This is a genomic window from Colwellia psychrerythraea (genome assembly GCF_000764185.1).
GTDB lineage: Bacteria > Pseudomonadota > Gammaproteobacteria > Enterobacterales > Alteromonadaceae > Colwellia > Colwellia psychrerythraea_B.
On sequence record NZ_JQEC01000016.1, the window covers coordinates 94,156 to 111,881 of the forward strand.

Annotated in this window: 11 protein-coding genes; 1 reads left to right on the top strand and 10 read right to left on the bottom strand. The window is 37.2% G+C overall.

Annotated features, from left to right (window positions below; translation table 11 throughout):
- Positions 1 to 331: 331 nt before the first annotated feature.
- A complete protein-coding gene (locus tag GAB14E_RS24805) occupies positions 332 to 481 on the bottom strand; it encodes a hypothetical protein (RefSeq protein WP_156115697.1) in 150 nt (49 codons plus the stop codon).
- A 693-nt stretch (positions 482 to 1,174) separates the two neighbouring features.
- On the opposite strand from GAB14E_RS24805, the gene GAB14E_RS14540 reads away from it, so the two are divergent.
- The gene (locus GAB14E_RS14540; protein WP_033081769.1) at positions 1,175 to 1,552 is read left to right on the top strand and encodes a hypothetical protein; all 378 of its coding nucleotides are present in this window, start codon (positions 1,175 to 1,177) and stop codon (positions 1,550 to 1,552) included.
- 147 nt (positions 1,553 to 1,699) lie between these two features.
- Here GAB14E_RS14540 and GAB14E_RS14535 read toward each other — a convergent pair whose 3' ends face one another.
- The 9 genes from GAB14E_RS14535 to GAB14E_RS14495 form a co-directional block, all read right to left on the bottom strand.
- Positions 1,700 to 4,738 carry an ATP-binding protein gene (locus tag GAB14E_RS14535; protein WP_033081770.1) on the bottom strand — a complete coding sequence of 1,013 codons (3,039 nt, stop codon included), beginning with the start codon at positions 4,736 to 4,738 and terminating at the stop codon, positions 1,700 to 1,702.
- 385 nt (positions 4,739 to 5,123) lie between these two features.
- The gene (locus GAB14E_RS14530) at positions 5,124 to 6,083 is read right to left on the bottom strand and encodes an FAD:protein FMN transferase (RefSeq protein WP_033081771.1); all 960 of its coding nucleotides are present in this window, start codon (positions 6,081 to 6,083) and stop codon (positions 5,124 to 5,126) included.
- A gap of 104 nt (positions 6,084 to 6,187) precedes the next feature.
- A complete protein-coding gene (dsbD, locus tag GAB14E_RS14525) occupies positions 6,188 to 8,092 on the bottom strand; it encodes a protein-disulfide reductase DsbD (protein WP_052093597.1) in 1,905 nt (634 codons plus the stop codon).
- A 112-nt stretch (positions 8,093 to 8,204) separates the two neighbouring features.
- Positions 8,205 to 10,199, bottom strand: coding sequence for a WD40 repeat domain-containing protein (locus GAB14E_RS14520; protein ID WP_033081772.1), 1,995 nt, complete (start codon positions 10,197 to 10,199; stop codon positions 8,205 to 8,207).
- 107 nt (positions 10,200 to 10,306) lie between these two features.
- The gene (locus GAB14E_RS14515) at positions 10,307 to 11,620 is read right to left on the bottom strand and encodes a DUF3570 domain-containing protein (RefSeq protein ID WP_033081773.1); all 1,314 of its coding nucleotides are present in this window, start codon (positions 11,618 to 11,620) and stop codon (positions 10,307 to 10,309) included.
- Between the two features lie 163 nt (positions 11,621 to 11,783).
- Positions 11,784 to 12,014, bottom strand: coding sequence for a DUF4266 domain-containing protein (locus GAB14E_RS14510; protein WP_081967774.1), 231 nt, complete (start codon positions 12,012 to 12,014; stop codon positions 11,784 to 11,786).
- A complete protein-coding gene (locus tag GAB14E_RS14505) occupies positions 12,014 to 12,505 on the bottom strand; it encodes a TlpA family protein disulfide reductase (protein WP_052093598.1) in 492 nt (163 codons plus the stop codon). Before GAB14E_RS14505 ends, GAB14E_RS14510 begins: the two co-directional genes overlap by 1 nt.
- A 129-nt stretch (positions 12,506 to 12,634) precedes the next feature.
- Positions 12,635 to 15,691: an immunoglobulin-like domain-containing protein gene (locus GAB14E_RS14500; RefSeq protein WP_033081774.1), complete on the bottom strand. Its 3,057-nt coding sequence runs from the start codon at positions 15,689 to 15,691 to the stop codon at positions 12,635 to 12,637.
- Positions 15,692 to 16,502: 811 nt separating this feature from the next.
- Positions 16,503 to 17,600, bottom strand: a complete 1,098-nt coding sequence (locus GAB14E_RS14495; protein ID WP_033081775.1) for a metalloprotease — start codon at positions 17,598 to 17,600, stop codon at positions 16,503 to 16,505.
- Positions 17,601 to 17,726: the final 126 nt, after the last annotated feature.

Below are 17,726 nucleotides of genomic sequence, written 5' to 3' on the forward strand. Positions count from 1 at the left end.
ACTAAGGTATATATAACGGCTATTTTAATTTCGTCGAATTAGAATGTCAGGTTGAGAATCAATTAAGCCATCTTTGTCAACTGTCACAATTTTAACATTGAGTGACATAATAACGATGCTATTATGATCTATCATCCTAACAAAGTTAATTTCATAGCCAAATTTATATAATGAACTTACAGAAAATTTTTGAGCATAATTAAGGTGGTTCCACCATTCATAGCTTTCTACAGATCTACGACGTCGATGGAATTTTGATAATGCACTTTTTACATTTAGTAAACTCATACTGTACTCAGCCTAGTTTATTATATGACATCAAATAAAACTATTACCTAACAACCAGCAGAGAGTTATATTCAGCAATGCCGCTTGACGTTATAGTAAGTAAACAATCACCTTCATTTTCGATAGCTAACACCCCATCACTTACCACAAGAGTGTGCTTTAATAAAAAACCTAAAGAGAATGCCTCTATCAATACTATTTCTTACGAAATAGATAAACGCTCTGTATTATCTTTTATAATTCTGTATTTTTACTCTTCTCTCTACATTCATAACTAGAAGTCTCTATTTTAATCTGAATACTAGTCAAAGCAGAATCTTCAAATAGAAAAGCTTAAATAAATGCATAAATTGTTCCTATCAAAAGTAACTTGTGGGTATTCAATTAGATAATAAACCCTCAATAGAAAACTAACTTTTCAAAAGTGAAAAGTGTAAAATTTTCCGACACAAAACATACATACCTATACTATAAATAAAGCGTGAACCATAAAATTGGATATAGGTAACGGCTTACAAAAAATCGGCTTTGAATTGACTGTTTATAATGACTGTTGTGCTGATCTAAGATGAAATAATGCTGTTAAAATTAGTTCACTTCTACTTTGTAATGCTTTACTCCCTTAACATCTCATTATAAAAAATTAGTGAACTCCAAATGAAGTAGTCCTTTTGTTAAGGTCTTCTTGGTGCGCATGGCTGACGTTGGCTTCAAATATATTTGCCATATATTCCTCAATGCTTTTTATAATATTACTGATAAGCCACCTTGAAAATCTGTTACAGAAGGACAAAATACAGTTGGTTATTTTCTCCTTATTCGCTTATCCTAGCCAACCATTAATTTCCGCTTAAGCGGGCGTTAGTCACCCAAATAGGAGTTCAACTTGAATATTGTTTTTTATAGGTTTATATTATTAATGCTAATTTTTTCACCTGCGAGTGCGTCTTCTGCAACGGAACATGTTACAGATCTCACACCAGAAAATATAAAGATGATGTATATTCACACTAATCAACATAGCATTGTTGGAGTACAAAATATCGCAGTTATCGAAGTTGAAAACGCCTCTGTATTATTGCCTTTGAACACAGCCACATGTAGCAATGGCTTATGGATAGATGCATCTAAAGATGCAGCTACCTATTCGATGTTACTTACTGCAATCACAGCTAAGAAGAATATAAATATTCTCTATACTGAAAACCCATCCCCCTGGAATATTGTATCTTATTGCGAAATTATTAGAGTTGGAATTAAGTAGGTTAGACTAACCAGCGAGTTATTTGAGTTGTTAAAAAGGAAACAACAACTAGGTCCAATACACGGATTTTGTCGATAACAAATCTAATCTAAAACTGTGTTTGACACTTATTAACTAATGTCTGCTTTGTGGTATTTTCTGACCTAATTAATCATTAGTCGAATCTTGTTGTGCCACTTGCTGTTGGTATTGTTTTGGAGTGCAGTTAAAGCTTTCCTTAAAGCAACGACCAAAGTAAGTTTGTGAAGAAAAGCCAACATCTAAGGCAATTCGCCCTATTTGTGCACCACTGACAAGCAAGTTTTGTGCTTTTTTCAAACGAAATTCTTTGATGAAGTTATTAGGGGTAATGCCTAAGATAACTTTAATTTTTCGCTGTAATTGCCGCTCACTCATGGCTAGCTCTTTGGCCAGTAATGATATATCTAACTCGGGCTCTGTGTAATATTTGGCGATTAACGTTTCGAGCTTATCTAAAAACTTATCATCTAGGCTGCTTGGCTCACCTGTTTCTTGAGTGAGTTTAGCTGCATTATTCTGACTGGTAGTGTTTCGCTCTGCCCTTTGTTCGGCTTGTTGTTGATCGTTAAATTTTTGCAAATAGCGCTTTTGTAACTGCTGTCTGTTGGCGATTAGACTTTGAATACGCGTTAATAGTTCATGTTGGTTGAAAGGTTTACTTAAATATTCATCCGCATTTAACTTAAGACCTTGAAGCCTACTTTCAAGGTCAGATCTCGCGGTAAGTAGTATCACCGGAATATGTGCGGTCATTTCGTCTTGTTTTAATTGTGTTAACACTTCAAAGCCATCAATACCCGTTAACATCAAATCACAAACGATTAGATCGGGGATATACTCTTGTGCTAATTTCAGACCAAGCTCACCACTACCGGCAAGAATACAATGATGTTGCTGCTCAATCACTTGCTTTATATGACTTTGCATATCGAGGTTATCTTCAATTACCAACACTACTTGCTGTGAATGATTGGCTTGATTACTAGCTACTGAGCGCTGCTCTATGAGTAAGGAGGCAACTTCATTTTCTGAAACACTCACCGGTACTTCCGCTTCAATATCATTTGCTGAAGCTAGCGGTATTGAAAGGCTAAATTTACTACCATGACCATGTTCACTCACTAAAGTTATACGCCAGCCATGTGCTTTAACCAGTTCATTGACTAGAGATAAACCAATACCAACACCAAAAGTTGCTTGATTTTTTACATCGTCCGCTCGTTGAAAACGTTCGAAAATCTTATCTTGAGAGCCTTTACTGATACCTATGCCGGAATCAATAACATCTAGAATAATGGTGTCTTGTTCAACATAGGCATTCACTTGCACAGTACCATCTTTAGGTGTGTACTTTATTGCGTTGGCAAGTAGGTTAAATATTATTTTTTCAAAAGCTTGGCCATCACAATCAAGCCACAAATCATCAGGTATATTACTGGTAAAAGTTAAATGACTTTGTGATGCCAAGCGAGAAAAGGAGTCTGCAGGCATCGTCATAAGGTTTTTTAAGCGGTAGGTGCTTAGCGATAACTGCGGATTGTCACTTAAACGAGAAAGCTCTAGCAGTTGCTCAACCATACGTACTAAACGTAAGCCGTTACGCTTAGCTGTGGTTAAGTCTTCACTTTCTAGTGCATCCGATGTTTTATCTATATACCTATCTATAATGCCGTTAATTATGGTTAGTGGCGTTCTAAATTCATGTGAAATATTGGCGATGAATTTATCTTTTAATTCTAAGGCTTGTTTTTCGGCATGTTTTCTTGCTGATAAATTGATAAAAGTGATAACAATAAGCGGCTGTTCAGCCCGCTCTGCCCACTGTAATTCTGCCTGAGCAGGAAATTCAGTACCATCTGAACGCAAAGAGACACACTCCACCGAGATACCCTCGCCTTTGCGCTGTAATGAATAGACATTACTTTGGAAGTCAAAAAAGAAGTGCATTTCGTCTTTCTGTGCAAATAATTGACTAACTGATATACCTTTTAATTCTTGCTCAAGGCTTTGAAACATCTGCACAGCTGCCGGGTTAGCAGATAAGATTTCACCAGTGACAGTAGTCGTTAAAATGGCATTATTTGAAGCGCTGACTATCGCTTTATCTTCACTATTAATCATAGCATCAGTTAAATCATTATTTAGATTAGTAAGTTGCTGATGCTGATTTTTGGCTTTGAATAACGCTTGCTTGAGCTTTTTTGTATGACTACGACGGGTATTGGCGATATTTGCTAGCAATAGCGCAGCAGAAAATAACCAAAAAAGCAGGACAATTGATTGCAGATTGGAATCGACACTATAAAACAGATTTTGCTCAAAACCGTATAAATGCATTGCCGAGGGTATTAACATAAGCAGTAAGATATATAGCTCTGGATTATCCTCTTTTGCTATAGCCGTAGGTAATCTCCTGGTATTTAAGCTAATGTTGGCGGTAAGTATCAATAAAAAATAAGGCAGTAGAGCAATAAGCTGAACATAGTAGTTGTTGCTATTGCCTTGGCTGATAAATAATTGAGAATCATCAGGTATAAAGGCACTTAGATTACCAATAAATAAAAATACTGCGCTACAAGCTAGTAGTGCAAAAGTGTAACGCCAGAAGTTATCTTTAGCATTTAATAAGCACTGTATTAACCTAGTAATAATCAGGGTATTTATTAATAGGTGAAACAGCAACGAGGGCTTGGCTGTTTGGTATATTTCACCTGAAAATTCTGCCGACAACAGAATAAAATAACAAAAACAAATCAGCGTGAAAAATATAGCCGGTACCCGACCACTAATATATTTATTGAGCGGTATATCACTTAAGTGCGGGTTGGTTTCTATTGCTAATAAAATAAAGAAATAAATAAATAGCGAAGCAAAGTCTTGATATAACTGCTGACTGATACTTGCCGGTGTGCCATTTAAAAATTTACTTGCTATGACAGCTAGTATTGCTAGCAGTAAGTATTGCCAGAACAATTTAAATGAACGTGAACTATTTTTCTTAACACATAAAAATAGCAGGATAGCGCTGAGGACTTGTAACGTAGCTAAGGCAAAATTTTCTGGGTTTTTAGTAAAAACCGCTAACCAGCTCGCAATAAAATGATAAGGAAAAAAGGTAACAACGCCAGCTAAGGCTAATATTAATGGTCTAATAGGTTTGGGCAATAGTTATTCCTAGTTAGTATTCATGCTTTATTCTTATCCAATTTATACTTTAAGCTATCCTATCCATTTCAATAACCACATAACATAATTTATAATAACACTCGATTAACATCAAGTGACTCTCTCTATCTATCCTCCCCTACTATTAACTTATTTGTAGTTTTTGTACCCTTTATAATACAACTGCTTAATTTACAAATAATGTCTAAACCAAGCGCTAGATTACTTAACAACAGGCAATATTGAAAAGGCGCAATCGCAAAAACCAATCACTATAGACCAGGCAAATATAACAAAGACAAATGCTGATTTATCTTTATCGTCTAGTAACTTCAAATTTATTTAGAGTGTCAAAACCCTATAAGCAGGACTTAGATATTAGCAATCAGAAAATATTCTGATGCAAACGTAATTCCTCATCAATCATAACTACGTTGATATCGCCCTCAATAATTAAATTAGAATTGACCATCAGAGAGGTTGAATAAATACCACTCGTTAATACTGAATGAGAAATAACAGTTGCTGAGAGTATTGCTGAAGTGTTGCTCGCTTTATCATTATGCTTCTTTTTTTCATTAGTATTGCTACTGCTTGCATTACTGCTCTTTGAGTTACTGCTCTTTGAGTTGATAATGTGTGAATAGCTTTTCCCTTCAACCAGTGTGCTACGTTCATAGTGGGCTGATGTGGTAAGCCCTTGGTTGCTCAGTTGTAAAATAGCTATATTTTCTTGTGGGTTCTTTGGATTTTTAATGGCTACGTTAAATGGTGAGCCATCAGGCTTGTTACCATTGACATAAATATCACCACCAAAATTAATTAAAGCAGCCATATTTTCATTTTTAGCTATTGCACCGGCTTGATCAACAGCAAACTCTTTAATAACGCCACCTAAATCAAGCTTCACATACTCATTTGAAAAGTGGAGACTATTTTCTGTTAATCGCCATTTATCAGCACCAATAAAAGGTGTTAACTTAGCTCTACAAGCTTCTATTTTCGCTACTGTAGTCTGTTTTGCACATTGTTTTAATGTGCCGACAGTAATATCAAAACTGCCTTGGGTTGTAGCTGATAACGTTTGTACTAGTGATAATACTTGATGGGTTTCTTTATCAATGTTAACAGTCGCTTGTTCTCGATTATTAATCTTGCCAATTAATGAGTCATCACTAAAAAAATTATACTTTTTTTCTAGTCTACGGGTGTTTTTTTCAATCAAGCGCGCAACCTTGCCCGCCGCTTTGGCATCCGCAGCAAACAGTTGCACTTCACAGGGTGTGGTCATGCAATTAAATTGATGACTATATTTTTTTAGCTTGGTATTTGAATGCGAAATCATTTAACTCATCATTTAATTGTTATTTAATAACCATTTAATCGTTATGTATTGGCAAGGCCTTGCTAAGGTATTGCTAAGGTATTGCTAAGACCTGTGATTATTCACTATTCAACCACTTTAGCAATATGTTTTAAGAATTTATCTGCATCCATATAGCCTACTATTCGATGGTTTCTTAGCTCTTCACCTTGTTCATTAAAAAATAAGATGGCGGGTGGACCAATAATGCCAAAATGTTTCAATAATTCAGTATCAATATTATCATTGGCGGTAACATCAGCTTGAATCTTATGTACCTTGGCTAGTTTCAATTTAACTTCGGCATCTTTAAAAGTGACCTCTTCCATTTCTTTACAAGAGACACACCAATCAGCATAAAAATCAAACATGGTAACTTGCTTGTTTTTACTTGCTTGCTTAAGCGTTGCCTGTACACCATCAATACTTTTTACTGATTTAAAGACAATGCCTTTGTGTTCATTAGGTAAAGTAGTATTAACACCGCTGCCTAAGTTTGCTAAAGGAGATAACAGGTTACTTTTCCCGGTAGAGGCACCAACAATCATGATAACGCCGACTAGCAATAGTGATAAACCAAGACCTTTCCATAACAACTGCCATTGTGTTGTATCTTTATTATGTTGACGTAAAGCCCCCATATACACAGCAGAAACAATCAATAGCAGTGCCCACAATAGTTGAGTAATTAATGGTGGCAATATGCGCGCTAATAACCAAATAGCAACGGCCAACATAAGCACACCAAAAATACCTTTCACTGCCTCCATCCACATACCTGCACGAGGTAATATTTTACCTGCGGAGGTACCTATAACGAGTAATGGCGCGCCCATACCCAAACCTAAGCAAAACAGTGCCGCACCACCTAAAACAGTATCTCCTGTTTGCCCAATATATATAAGTGCGCCCACTAATGGCGCCGTAACACATGGCCCGACAATTAGCGCTGATAACACGCCCATAATGGCTGCACTGATTAAATTACCACTTTCCTGCTTATTACTTAGGTTGTTTAACTTTACCTGAATAAAAGACGGCATTTGCACATCATAAAAGCCGAACATTGACAGTGATAGCACCACAAAAATACCGGCAAAACTACTTAATACCCAAGGATTTTGAAACCATATTTGCAAGTTAGTCCCAAATAAAGCGGCTAGCACTCCCACCACGGTGTAAGCTAATGCCATTGCCAGCACATAGGCCAGTGATAAAGAGAAGGCTTTACGTGTAGAGAGCTGTTTTCCTTGGCCAATAATAATGCCTGATAAAATAGGGATCATAGGAAAAACACACGGCGTAAAGGCTAAAAGCAAACCAAAACCAAAGAAGCTAAACAAAGTTAAGATAAAGTTATCCGATGCTAAGCTATTCGCTATAGTATCTTGCTCTGATTTAGCGTCTTGCTCTGATTTAGTGCCTTGAACCACCTTAGTATCGATATCAATGCTACTAGAATCAGCAGTTCCAGAGCCATTAGTTAAATTAGATACATTAACGCTAGACTTTAAATCCGCTAGCTTGATGATTTTTTTAACTGGTGGGTAACAAACGCCAACATCGGCACAGCCCTGATATTTAATTTTTATGCTGGTATTGGCAAATGATGTTTCAGAGCCACTAAGCGCATATTTCACTATTAATGTATTTCTAAAAACCTCCAACCCTTCATACGCAGGATCATCAATGAATAAACTGGCGGGAAATTGTGCTGCACCTAATTGAGTTGCTTGCTCTGTAGGGACATTGTTACTCGTTGAGTTATCGGTATGAACAATCGTCGCAGAAAGTTTTATGCGTTTTTTATAAAGATAATATCCGTCAGCAATATGCCATTGCAGAGAAAGCATTTCTGGACTGTCTAATGACACGATAAATGGAAAAGCAAGTTCGCTGGTCAATAGTGTTGACTCATCAACCGCATTGGTAAATGAACTAAAAAATATAAAACACCCGGAAAGTATTAAATGAACTAAACATTTTTTCATGAAAGTAACCCGTAAAGAGGAATGATTTAGTCATTACTTCATTAATAGCTGATTATTTATAAGTAATCGGTAATAAGTAATGACTAAATGTGAGACAAAAAATAGGCGCTATTTATTGATTAGCACGATGAACATCAAACCATGCTTGCTTTGTTTCATCACTCCATGCGCTAGGTGCCTCACTAAAGGCAATATCTAACGTTTGAAGCGCATTTTTTGTTGCAATCAAGGCTCTGTTATTGCTAGAAAAAGCAATACTGCCCACCTTAAGCGGCGTACTGACTAGCTCAATCTCTTTTTCAATTAACAATGTTTTCAGTACTTTGCTGGTGTTATTTTCTATCGAATAAACAACTAATGAACCACTACTGCCAATAATCACTAATGTCCCGTCAGGTGAAACATCAAAACTGGTAATATTACTTTGCGCAGCTAGTGTATGTAATAAAACGGGCTCTACACTCGGATCAGTGACGTTATAAATTGAAAGGATATTACTTTTCCCTAGGTACCAAGCTATTTGGGTAAGCTCACTTCCTTGAACAAGTTTGAATTCTTTTGGATATTCAGTGCCTGTTGAAAGGGAGGTTAGCTTAGTCCCGGTTGTTACATCGAGAATTTCCATACGATCTGGTGCTGATAAACTAACATAAGCCAAAGACCCATCTTCATTTAGTATAACTGCGCGATATTTAGAATCAGAAGAAAACTCGTTCAGCAGGCTAAAATCATCCGTTTGCAATACCACCATTTTTTTATTGCCTCCCGATAGAGCAACCCTGCTACCGTCACTCGATAATGACATGGCATTTAAATCAGGAAATGAATAAAAGTCTTGCCCCTCACTTACCCCAGCAAAGCGTTGAAAAGGTATCTCACTTGGGTTTGAGAAATTAGCGCGATATAAACCTACACCACTATCCGCACCTTCTTCACTACCACTTTTATTTTTTTTCTCTACGCCAACCAATACACTTTGCACCGATGACGGGGGAGTTATGCGAATGTTCGCTAAACTTTGCTCTGAGGCGCCAGTAAATCCATCAATATCATCACGATCAACATCAGGTGATGCGGCAAAATTATTGAATGATAATGTGCTAGGTATTTCTTGTGCTAAATTAAGCACAATCAAACGATTATGCCATTTTGAACCGACTACGGCATAATCACCTTGTACATCAAGGTCGGAATTTTCCTCTTCAATATAACCGATGTCCCATTCAACATGTGGTGTCGAAAGACTTATATCCACTTCAGTTTCTTGGATATTCTGGACATTAATACTCTCTAGACTAATTGACGTAGTGTAAGTATTTAGCTGATACATGCTGTCTAACATAGCCGCTACGGCTTTGTAGATATCAGTGGCTGCTATTGATTGAGCTTGATGTAAACTTGTCGCAATAGCATCAATTTGTGCAAACATAACATCATCAACACCTAATTCAACTCCGCTTTCAACATCACTCTCAAGATAATCTTGTCCTGATAATAAAACTTCATTAGCAAAACCAAACCCATCAATACTCAACCCGTCAACACTTACTTTTAATGATTCTTGCGCACTTGCTGTATTGGCTAAAGTGTATGGATTAAATTGGGTTTCACTGTGAACAAGCGTAGTAAACACTGTTATGTTTATATTTTTATCTGCACTATTTATCGGTGTTGGTGCATATAAGGCAATACCTTTGGAATCTTGTTCACTATCTTTTCTAGCCAACAAAGGTGCATTACTGCTGATACTGGCAATAATATCACTGGCTTTAAAGCTGTATTTACCGTCTTCAAAAGTTACGGTGCTAGGCTCAGAGGTATCACATAACGCATTTCTATTATTATCAAAACATACAACGGCATTCACCCAATAATCAGCGCCGAGTACCTTTCCTGTGACACCATCTTTTTCTATATATGCCGTTTGGTCTGGAACAGGTTCTGGTACCGGTTCAGGTATTAGTTCAACTTCGTTAAATGTACTTTCTGAAGCACAAATAGACCCAGCACTACAATCGCCAGCCTTATAATCACTTTCTTCACAAGCCGGCAATAAAATCGCCATCATCATGAGCAGAACTAAGTTGACTTTATCATTTATTTTCATGTATTTATCTCTAATATTTTTCAGTTAACATTTACAATTAACTATTTACAGCTAATTATTTGCCGCTAATGAGCAATAACTAATCATCAATAACTAACATTCAACAATTAATATCTGTATTGTGCGCCAAAATTGACCCAAGCAAAGGTTAGGCCTGTAGATTGATCTTGATAGCCCAACACTATATTCCAGGTAAGCTTATTGCTTTCTAGGTACTCCAAGCCAAGCTGCCCTGTCCATGCATTAAAGTTACCTAAGCGATCATCCGCTGTTGCATAACCTGTTTCAGAAAATATGTTATCAACAGCATCATGGGCTTTAAAAAAGTTGGCTGCGTTTTGAGTATACAAACGTAATACTGGCGAGAAGCGCACGTTATCAGTAATGTTGTGATAACTTTTTGACTCTAGCGTATGAGATTGCACTCCCCAACTGTCTTGGTAGAAGCGATAAGAGGTATGCCATGTGGTATTTTCATTCAAAGATTTTGCCGTTTGAATAGAGATACCGCCTGCTTTTCGCTGTTCCGGGCGAGAGTCTCTTGCTAAATAATATTTAGGGTAAATATCTGCGCTAGTATATTCATCGCTACTAGAGTCAATAACATTGATACGTCTTACTACATTGAAATATGGATTTGATAAGTGACCATCCTCATACATGTAATAGGCACTGAATTTTGCGATAGTATTTGCATCAAATACTTGAGTAATGCCTACTTGGCCATTGATTAAATCAAAGTCGTTCCATTGACTACCTAAGCTATATTCGCCGTGTTCATCTTTTTCACCTAAATAATCATAAACCTCATTTTTCATGTAGGAGACGCCGGCAGTAATCGATCTATTTTTGCTGCGATCGGTATACATTAAATACTCTACTGAAAGGCCGGTATTTTTAAAATCATTCTCTTTTGAATAACTGGCACCAATACTTAACTCATTTCGCATAGTCGGAGTACGATAAGTATATAAAAAGGCGAGTGAATCTCGGTGATCCTTTAAGGGTACATTTTTATAAACAAAATTATCAAGGCTAGTATCACCATCACCAACAACACCATTAATTAATCGGGTATTACGACAATAATTATAGTAATTCTCACCTTCTTCTGGCACACAAGCAGAAGCGCCAGTAAAGGCATCGGATGCAGTTTCAGAGGAAGCTCCGGTTGTTGAATCCCATGTAGGCGATGCCCCTGAAATGCTATCCCAATCATACTCACCACTTAAGGTATGATTAGGCCCAAAGTCATGCTCAATACTCAGCTTTCCATCAAGAACTTTAATGCGATCATCATTTTCTTTATATTGCTGTATTTGAATGGCCACTTTATCTTCAGCCAAACTTGTTAAAGGTAATGTAGCGGTAGCAACAGAGGTGATGACTAAGAGTTTCAAATGTTTACGGCTAGCTTTCATAAACATTCTCCTGATATTGAACTGGGCTTATTTGAGCTGGGGTAATATGACATTGGTTCATTTAATATATTTCTATGCGTAGATTCTATGGGTTAATTTTTTTGGCAACTATGATTAATTATGTCGAACGATTAAATTTTTCTATTGATAAATAACGCTGTTTTTAGTTACAACCACAGCCGCCACCTGATACACCGCCACCACCTTTAGTGCCTTCTTTAGAGGTATAAATATGTTCATCAAACTTTTTGATCATTGGGTTAGGTCCGCCAAAACGCATGGTTTCTCCGGCAAGTGTGGCTTTTTGCCATGATTTAACCGGCACAATGCTGCAGGCACTACAGGTAAAACAGCAGACAATTAACAGTAATTTTATTTTCATCGCTTGCTTCATCAAATTTCCACCCCCAACTTTTGTAAATCATTTATAATTTTTTCATCGATATTAGAAACAGCACCAATATGTTTACCGACTATTTTGTTATCAATGATGTAGTACAAAGCTGGCATGGCTATAGGGGAGAATTCACTAATGATTGTTTGCTCAACGTCGTTAATAACAGGGAAGTCTATAGCTAATTCTTTTTGAAAGGCTATGCCTTCATCTAACTCTTCATCAACATCAATGCCCACGACATACATTTTGTGTTGGCTGTCTTGCTTTATCATTTTCTTAATATCTGGAATCTCTTTTGCACAAGAGAGGCACCAAGAGGCAAAAAAATCAACAACGCCAACCTGCCCTTTCGGAATGTTAAGTTGCTTTTGTAGGTCTTCACTAAGGGTGTCACCAACTTCAACAGAAAGCGCTGAACTAGGTGTTAATAAAAAGAGTAAAACTAAAAGTATTGCGGATGGTATTACGTTAAATATTGAAGGTTTCATGTCAGTATTCCTGTGGTATACCCATTACCATTCAAGATGCAGATTTAAGAGTGCATTTTGATTGGTAAAGGTATAAAAGTAATTTAATAAGCCCGCAAAAATGGGCTTAATTCATTATTTGAATAATAGTTATTGGTTTGGCATTTCTATGACACCAAAATGCCTACCTTTATTATCTCCACTCCTGACACGGTAACTGAAGTACACAGTGCCGCCATCACCAGATACTGTCATTCGGTCACCACCATCACTGTCAGGGGTATTCGAGAAAGCGATTTCTTTTAAGCTGCCATCATCCATAATTTCTAGTTGATAAATGCCATTTAAAGCTGAATCAGCTCTTTGTACGGCAATATAAAGATAATCTTTACCGTTAAAAGCTCTACCTGCTGCGCTGTACATACGACCGCCGGTTCCGGTGTAGAACATTTTTCTGGACGATTCATCTAATGTTTCATTAAAGCTAACAATATTGCCTTCATACGTTAGTACAAATACACGGTTATCATGTGACCAAACACGCGCTATTTCATCTACCGCAGCTGAGGTAGTTGCACCATCAGCGGCTGTCATAATTACGTTATCTCCATCTCGTTGGTAAACACGGCTAGCATCATTATTCATTGCTGGCGGTCCGTAAGTTGCGTATTCGGCAGGCTCCAAGTTAATGGTGTGAGTTAACGATATTTCACCCGAATCACCAATAGCGTAAAATTCAGTAAGGTAAGAGTCATCATCTTTTTTAATCATTACCGATGCGATTGATTGCTCAGCGTTAAAGCCGACTTTTTGTGGTACGCCTGTAGTGATGTCAATTGCTGTAGTCACTGCGTTGCTTAAAACACCGGTAGCATCCATTGCCACAGTAAATATTCTCGCTTGCCCGATATCATTACCAACCTCAACAGCAGAACTCACACCAATACCATAACTACCATGTACACCAACACCGACAAGAGATTCAGTATCAAGGTAGGTTTTTGGCGTTTCAGCTGTACCTGAAACAATAACAGGTGAGCCGTCCACCAAATTTATGCCAATAAAACCATAAACATCTTCTTCATTGACATTTTCAAACCTTACTGGTGCTAACATAATACTGCCATCAACATTGGCTGCAGGGTATTGCGCTGAGTTATCAGCAGTTTGAATGGAAGTTGCGCTAGGTAAAGTTTCAGGGATTTGACGAACACTAAAATCAAAGGTTTTTAAATCATCAAGACTAATATCACGAAAGCTGAAGTTCAAATTAGCCGTTAAAACACCTGACTGATCTCCTTGTCCATTTGTTGGACGAGTCAGAGCGCCTAGGGTTGGTTCCTCATCATTGCTAGGTTTCAATGTATTAACATTACTTACATTAGACGACCAAGTAATAGTAGAGCCAGATCCTGCGGGAATAGTTGCCGCTAATGAAAGGTCCGAAACAACAACGGACAACGATGAACCATTATTAATGTCACTTTCAACAACAGCTGCTTTATCAGCCGCTAAAATTTGTGCTGGTGTAAGTACATTACCTTTATTAAGTTTATTAACATGGTTAAAGCCACGACCAGCAATAAAGACATTACCTTTTTCGTCGGCAGCTATGGCGCGTATACGTTCACCAACATTAAAACTTGCGATAATATTTACATCAATTGCGTTCAAGTCAAACACCCAAACAGCATCACTTTCTGAAGAGAATATTGCGTAATTATTATCAGGGCTGATCTCACCTGAGCGAACACTACTCGCTAGGGGTAAAGTTGTACTTAACGCCATTTTTTCGAGATCGATAATAGCAGCATAGTCACCGTCGTAAGCTAATGCTTGTCGGCCATTATCAAAGAATTTTAACGTGCCAAAAATTTCATTTAGGTTAGCAACGCCATCAATAACACCCGTTGTAGTATTGATTTTATGTAATTGATTTACCGAACCACTCTCACCTTCTGTTGCTGCATATAAATACATTCCATCGGCTGAGGTGAATTGCTCTTTAACATTAATTAACGTTGCAAGTGAGGTAGTGACAACATCTTTGGCCGTAACAAATTCACCAGTATCGGTTAAATCTAAGTTAAGAATATAAGTGACTTCTTCATCTAAATCTTCAACATGAACTTTATCACCAACGATTTCAAAATTACCAACGTAAGCATTTACAAAGCGTTTTGTAGTTGGATCATCATGCGCCGCAAAAGTACCATCATCCTTTATTGCTACTCGGAATAAACCATAATTATCACTGGTACCAACAGAGTCTTCACCATTACCAGGACGGATGTTAATGTAAACATATTGTCCATCTGGTGATGAAGTAGCACCTCGTAAACGGTGTTCACTTGCGCCTGTTGTTGCATCAATGGCGTAACGCTCACCTTCAACATTAGCAAATAAACCATTTGATTTAATAACCGGCGTCTCACCGCTGGTATCAATCACCATCAGGCCATTATGGTAATGCATGGTCATCGCTGTCATATTACGACCAGCTAATGGCATAATAAAATCAGGTGTTTCATCATGGTCACTTTGTTCCCACGTTAATTTTTCACCTCTTAGGCTGATATCGCGCTTGGCAATATGCTGAGCATTAACTTCATCAACCTCAACTGTGATAATAAATTCTTTTGTTTTGATAAATTTACTGACCACAGCGGCAATTACTTTTAACGGATGGGCATTAGCGTGTGTCGTTAAGGCTGTTTTTATTGAGCCTTTAATTTGTTCGGCTTGTTCTGTAGTTACCGAACCGTCAGCAGCCAATGACAGCTGTTCATTTAAATACGTTGCAGCTTGGATTTTATCTGCTGAAATTGTTGGATTGAAAAGTATTTCGTTAGCAATCATTGTACTGTAAACATTTATTTCATCAGCACCGGGACTCGTTACATATAAACTGCCATCGGTGATTTCTAATAATCTTGCATAGTCACTAGATTTCATATTTTCTGGGATTTCAGTACCTGAAAATCCCTCTTGACGAACTTCACCCTCATCACATTTACCGTTATTATTGCTGTCTATACACAATAAACCACTGGCAAGTTCAGGCTGAGTAGTTCCTGTATTATCAATAACCACAGGTTCACTATCACTTCCGCCACAAGCACTTAAACTACTGGCAAGAATAACGGCAATGCTCAACGAAAGTGATTTCTTTTTAAATAGTGATAACGAATTTTTATTTTTTTTCATCAGATATTTCCCTAGTAAATTTCTATGCTTTTAATAATCAACAGTAATTTTTCGAAGATTGTAAAACAAAGTGTTACAATTGTAAATGATAATCGATCTCATTAGTATTCGTATCAACTTAAATGTAATTAAACTATAGTTTTTTCCCGTTCAGTTCAGTTCAGTTCAGTTCAGTTCAGTTCAGTTCAGTTCAGTTCAGTTGCTCATGATGAGAAAGACCCTAACTATTTTCCCCTTATCAAAGCTGTAAAAATAACAAGTTAAACTGGCAGGCTAAAGCAGTTCAATTCACGCTAAGTGTTTGGAATATTTTTTGGAGGGATAGCCTATACAACAGGGGACAAAAGGATTTATACCTGTAAAGAGTTTTACAATTGTGACAAATTACTTTTAAATTAATGCAAAGAAATTAAGAAATAAAATGGCGCGGCTTTCCCCATGAAAGACACTTCCGCCACTTTAAAGCTGATGGAAAATGAATAACTTACCACCAAGCTTTGCCAAGTGAATTTTGGCACATTAGATAAATGAGAAATTGCGATGTATGGCTAAGATATAGCTAAGGCATGTCACGAGAAAGTTAACAATCTGCGCACCAGTAGGCTTAACAACGAAAACGACTAAAATATCGTATTCGGCTTTGGTTACTCTTAGTAGGGTATAGTTTTACTGGGGTATAGTTTTTCAGTAACATTCGCTTGAGAATATCAAAACAGCATTGGCCAAAACGAAATAAATCATCATCTTCTTCGATTTATGCTGTTAGTGCTGTTTTTGTTATTTTCAAATGATTATTACCATAAGTTTAGGACTAACTAGCTAATATTTTAAGCGGTAATGACAAAGCGCCATTGCCCGTTTGGCCAACAAGCCAAATAATGGCACTTAAACCGCCAAGGGTAAGGATATACCATAGGACAGAGACAATTTGCGCATAACGATTAAGCGGTAGTAACTCACTTAAATGTCGGCGTTTATATTCAAAGACTATTTCAATACTACCAATAGCCAGTAAAAACCCTAACAGCGCTAAACCAAAATGATAACTAATGTAGACACCTAACATTGCCCCTAAAATACAGGCGACTAGACCAATTTTAGAATTTACGGAGAAAGCGATACTTTTAATGATGTGACCACCATCTAAAGGCAATACCGGTAACATGTTAAATAAGTTGAGCAGTGCATTAAATACTGCCAATCCGGCCAGTATTTCTATATCAGTCAACCAATAACCAATTAAACAGGCTATCGATAGGATCAAACCAAAAAATGGCCCCATGATAGAGATAACAATATCTTGCCAACGGGTATTAATTTTGTCATCGCTAAGGGCTAAACCACCAACAAAGGGGATAAGATAAATACCTTTGGTTTTCAAACCAAAATATTTCATCGCTTTGATATGACCATATTCATGAAAAACTAAACAAAGAATAAGGGCAATGGCAAACTCTATAGAGAACAGCCAGCTATAAGCCGCCAAACTACCGGCAGCAAATAAAACTTTAATGACCTTGGCACTTTTTAATAATTTTAAACCAAGCCCCGCCATGCCGATAAAACTAAATTTCATTGGTTGCTTTTTATGTTCGCCTATTTGACGTTGCTCGATATCTTTTTCATTAAGAGTATTTTCGTGTAAAACCTGACCATTGATTAATAATTGAAACTGTAAATCAAAAGGTTGCCACTGCAAAGTCCCCTTAAGCTCGACTTGTAACTCGCCCTGTTCACTCTGCCCTTCTTGCTCAGTTTTCAAGGTAAATTGATGGTTAAATGATTCATTGTCGGCATTGGCATTAATTTGTGAGACACATTGCCCATCCCAAAATAATTGTTGCCACCCAGCCATTGAACCTTCTAACTTCAGCGTTTTGCCTAAACACTCTATTTCTAATAATTGCACTTAATTAACTCAACCTAACTCAACAAGAATAAACCTTGCCCGATTATCACTATATTTTCCGATGCGGCAAGGTTTATCGACAAATCATTAAGTAAATATGGTCATTTAAACGTTTCAATATTCAAC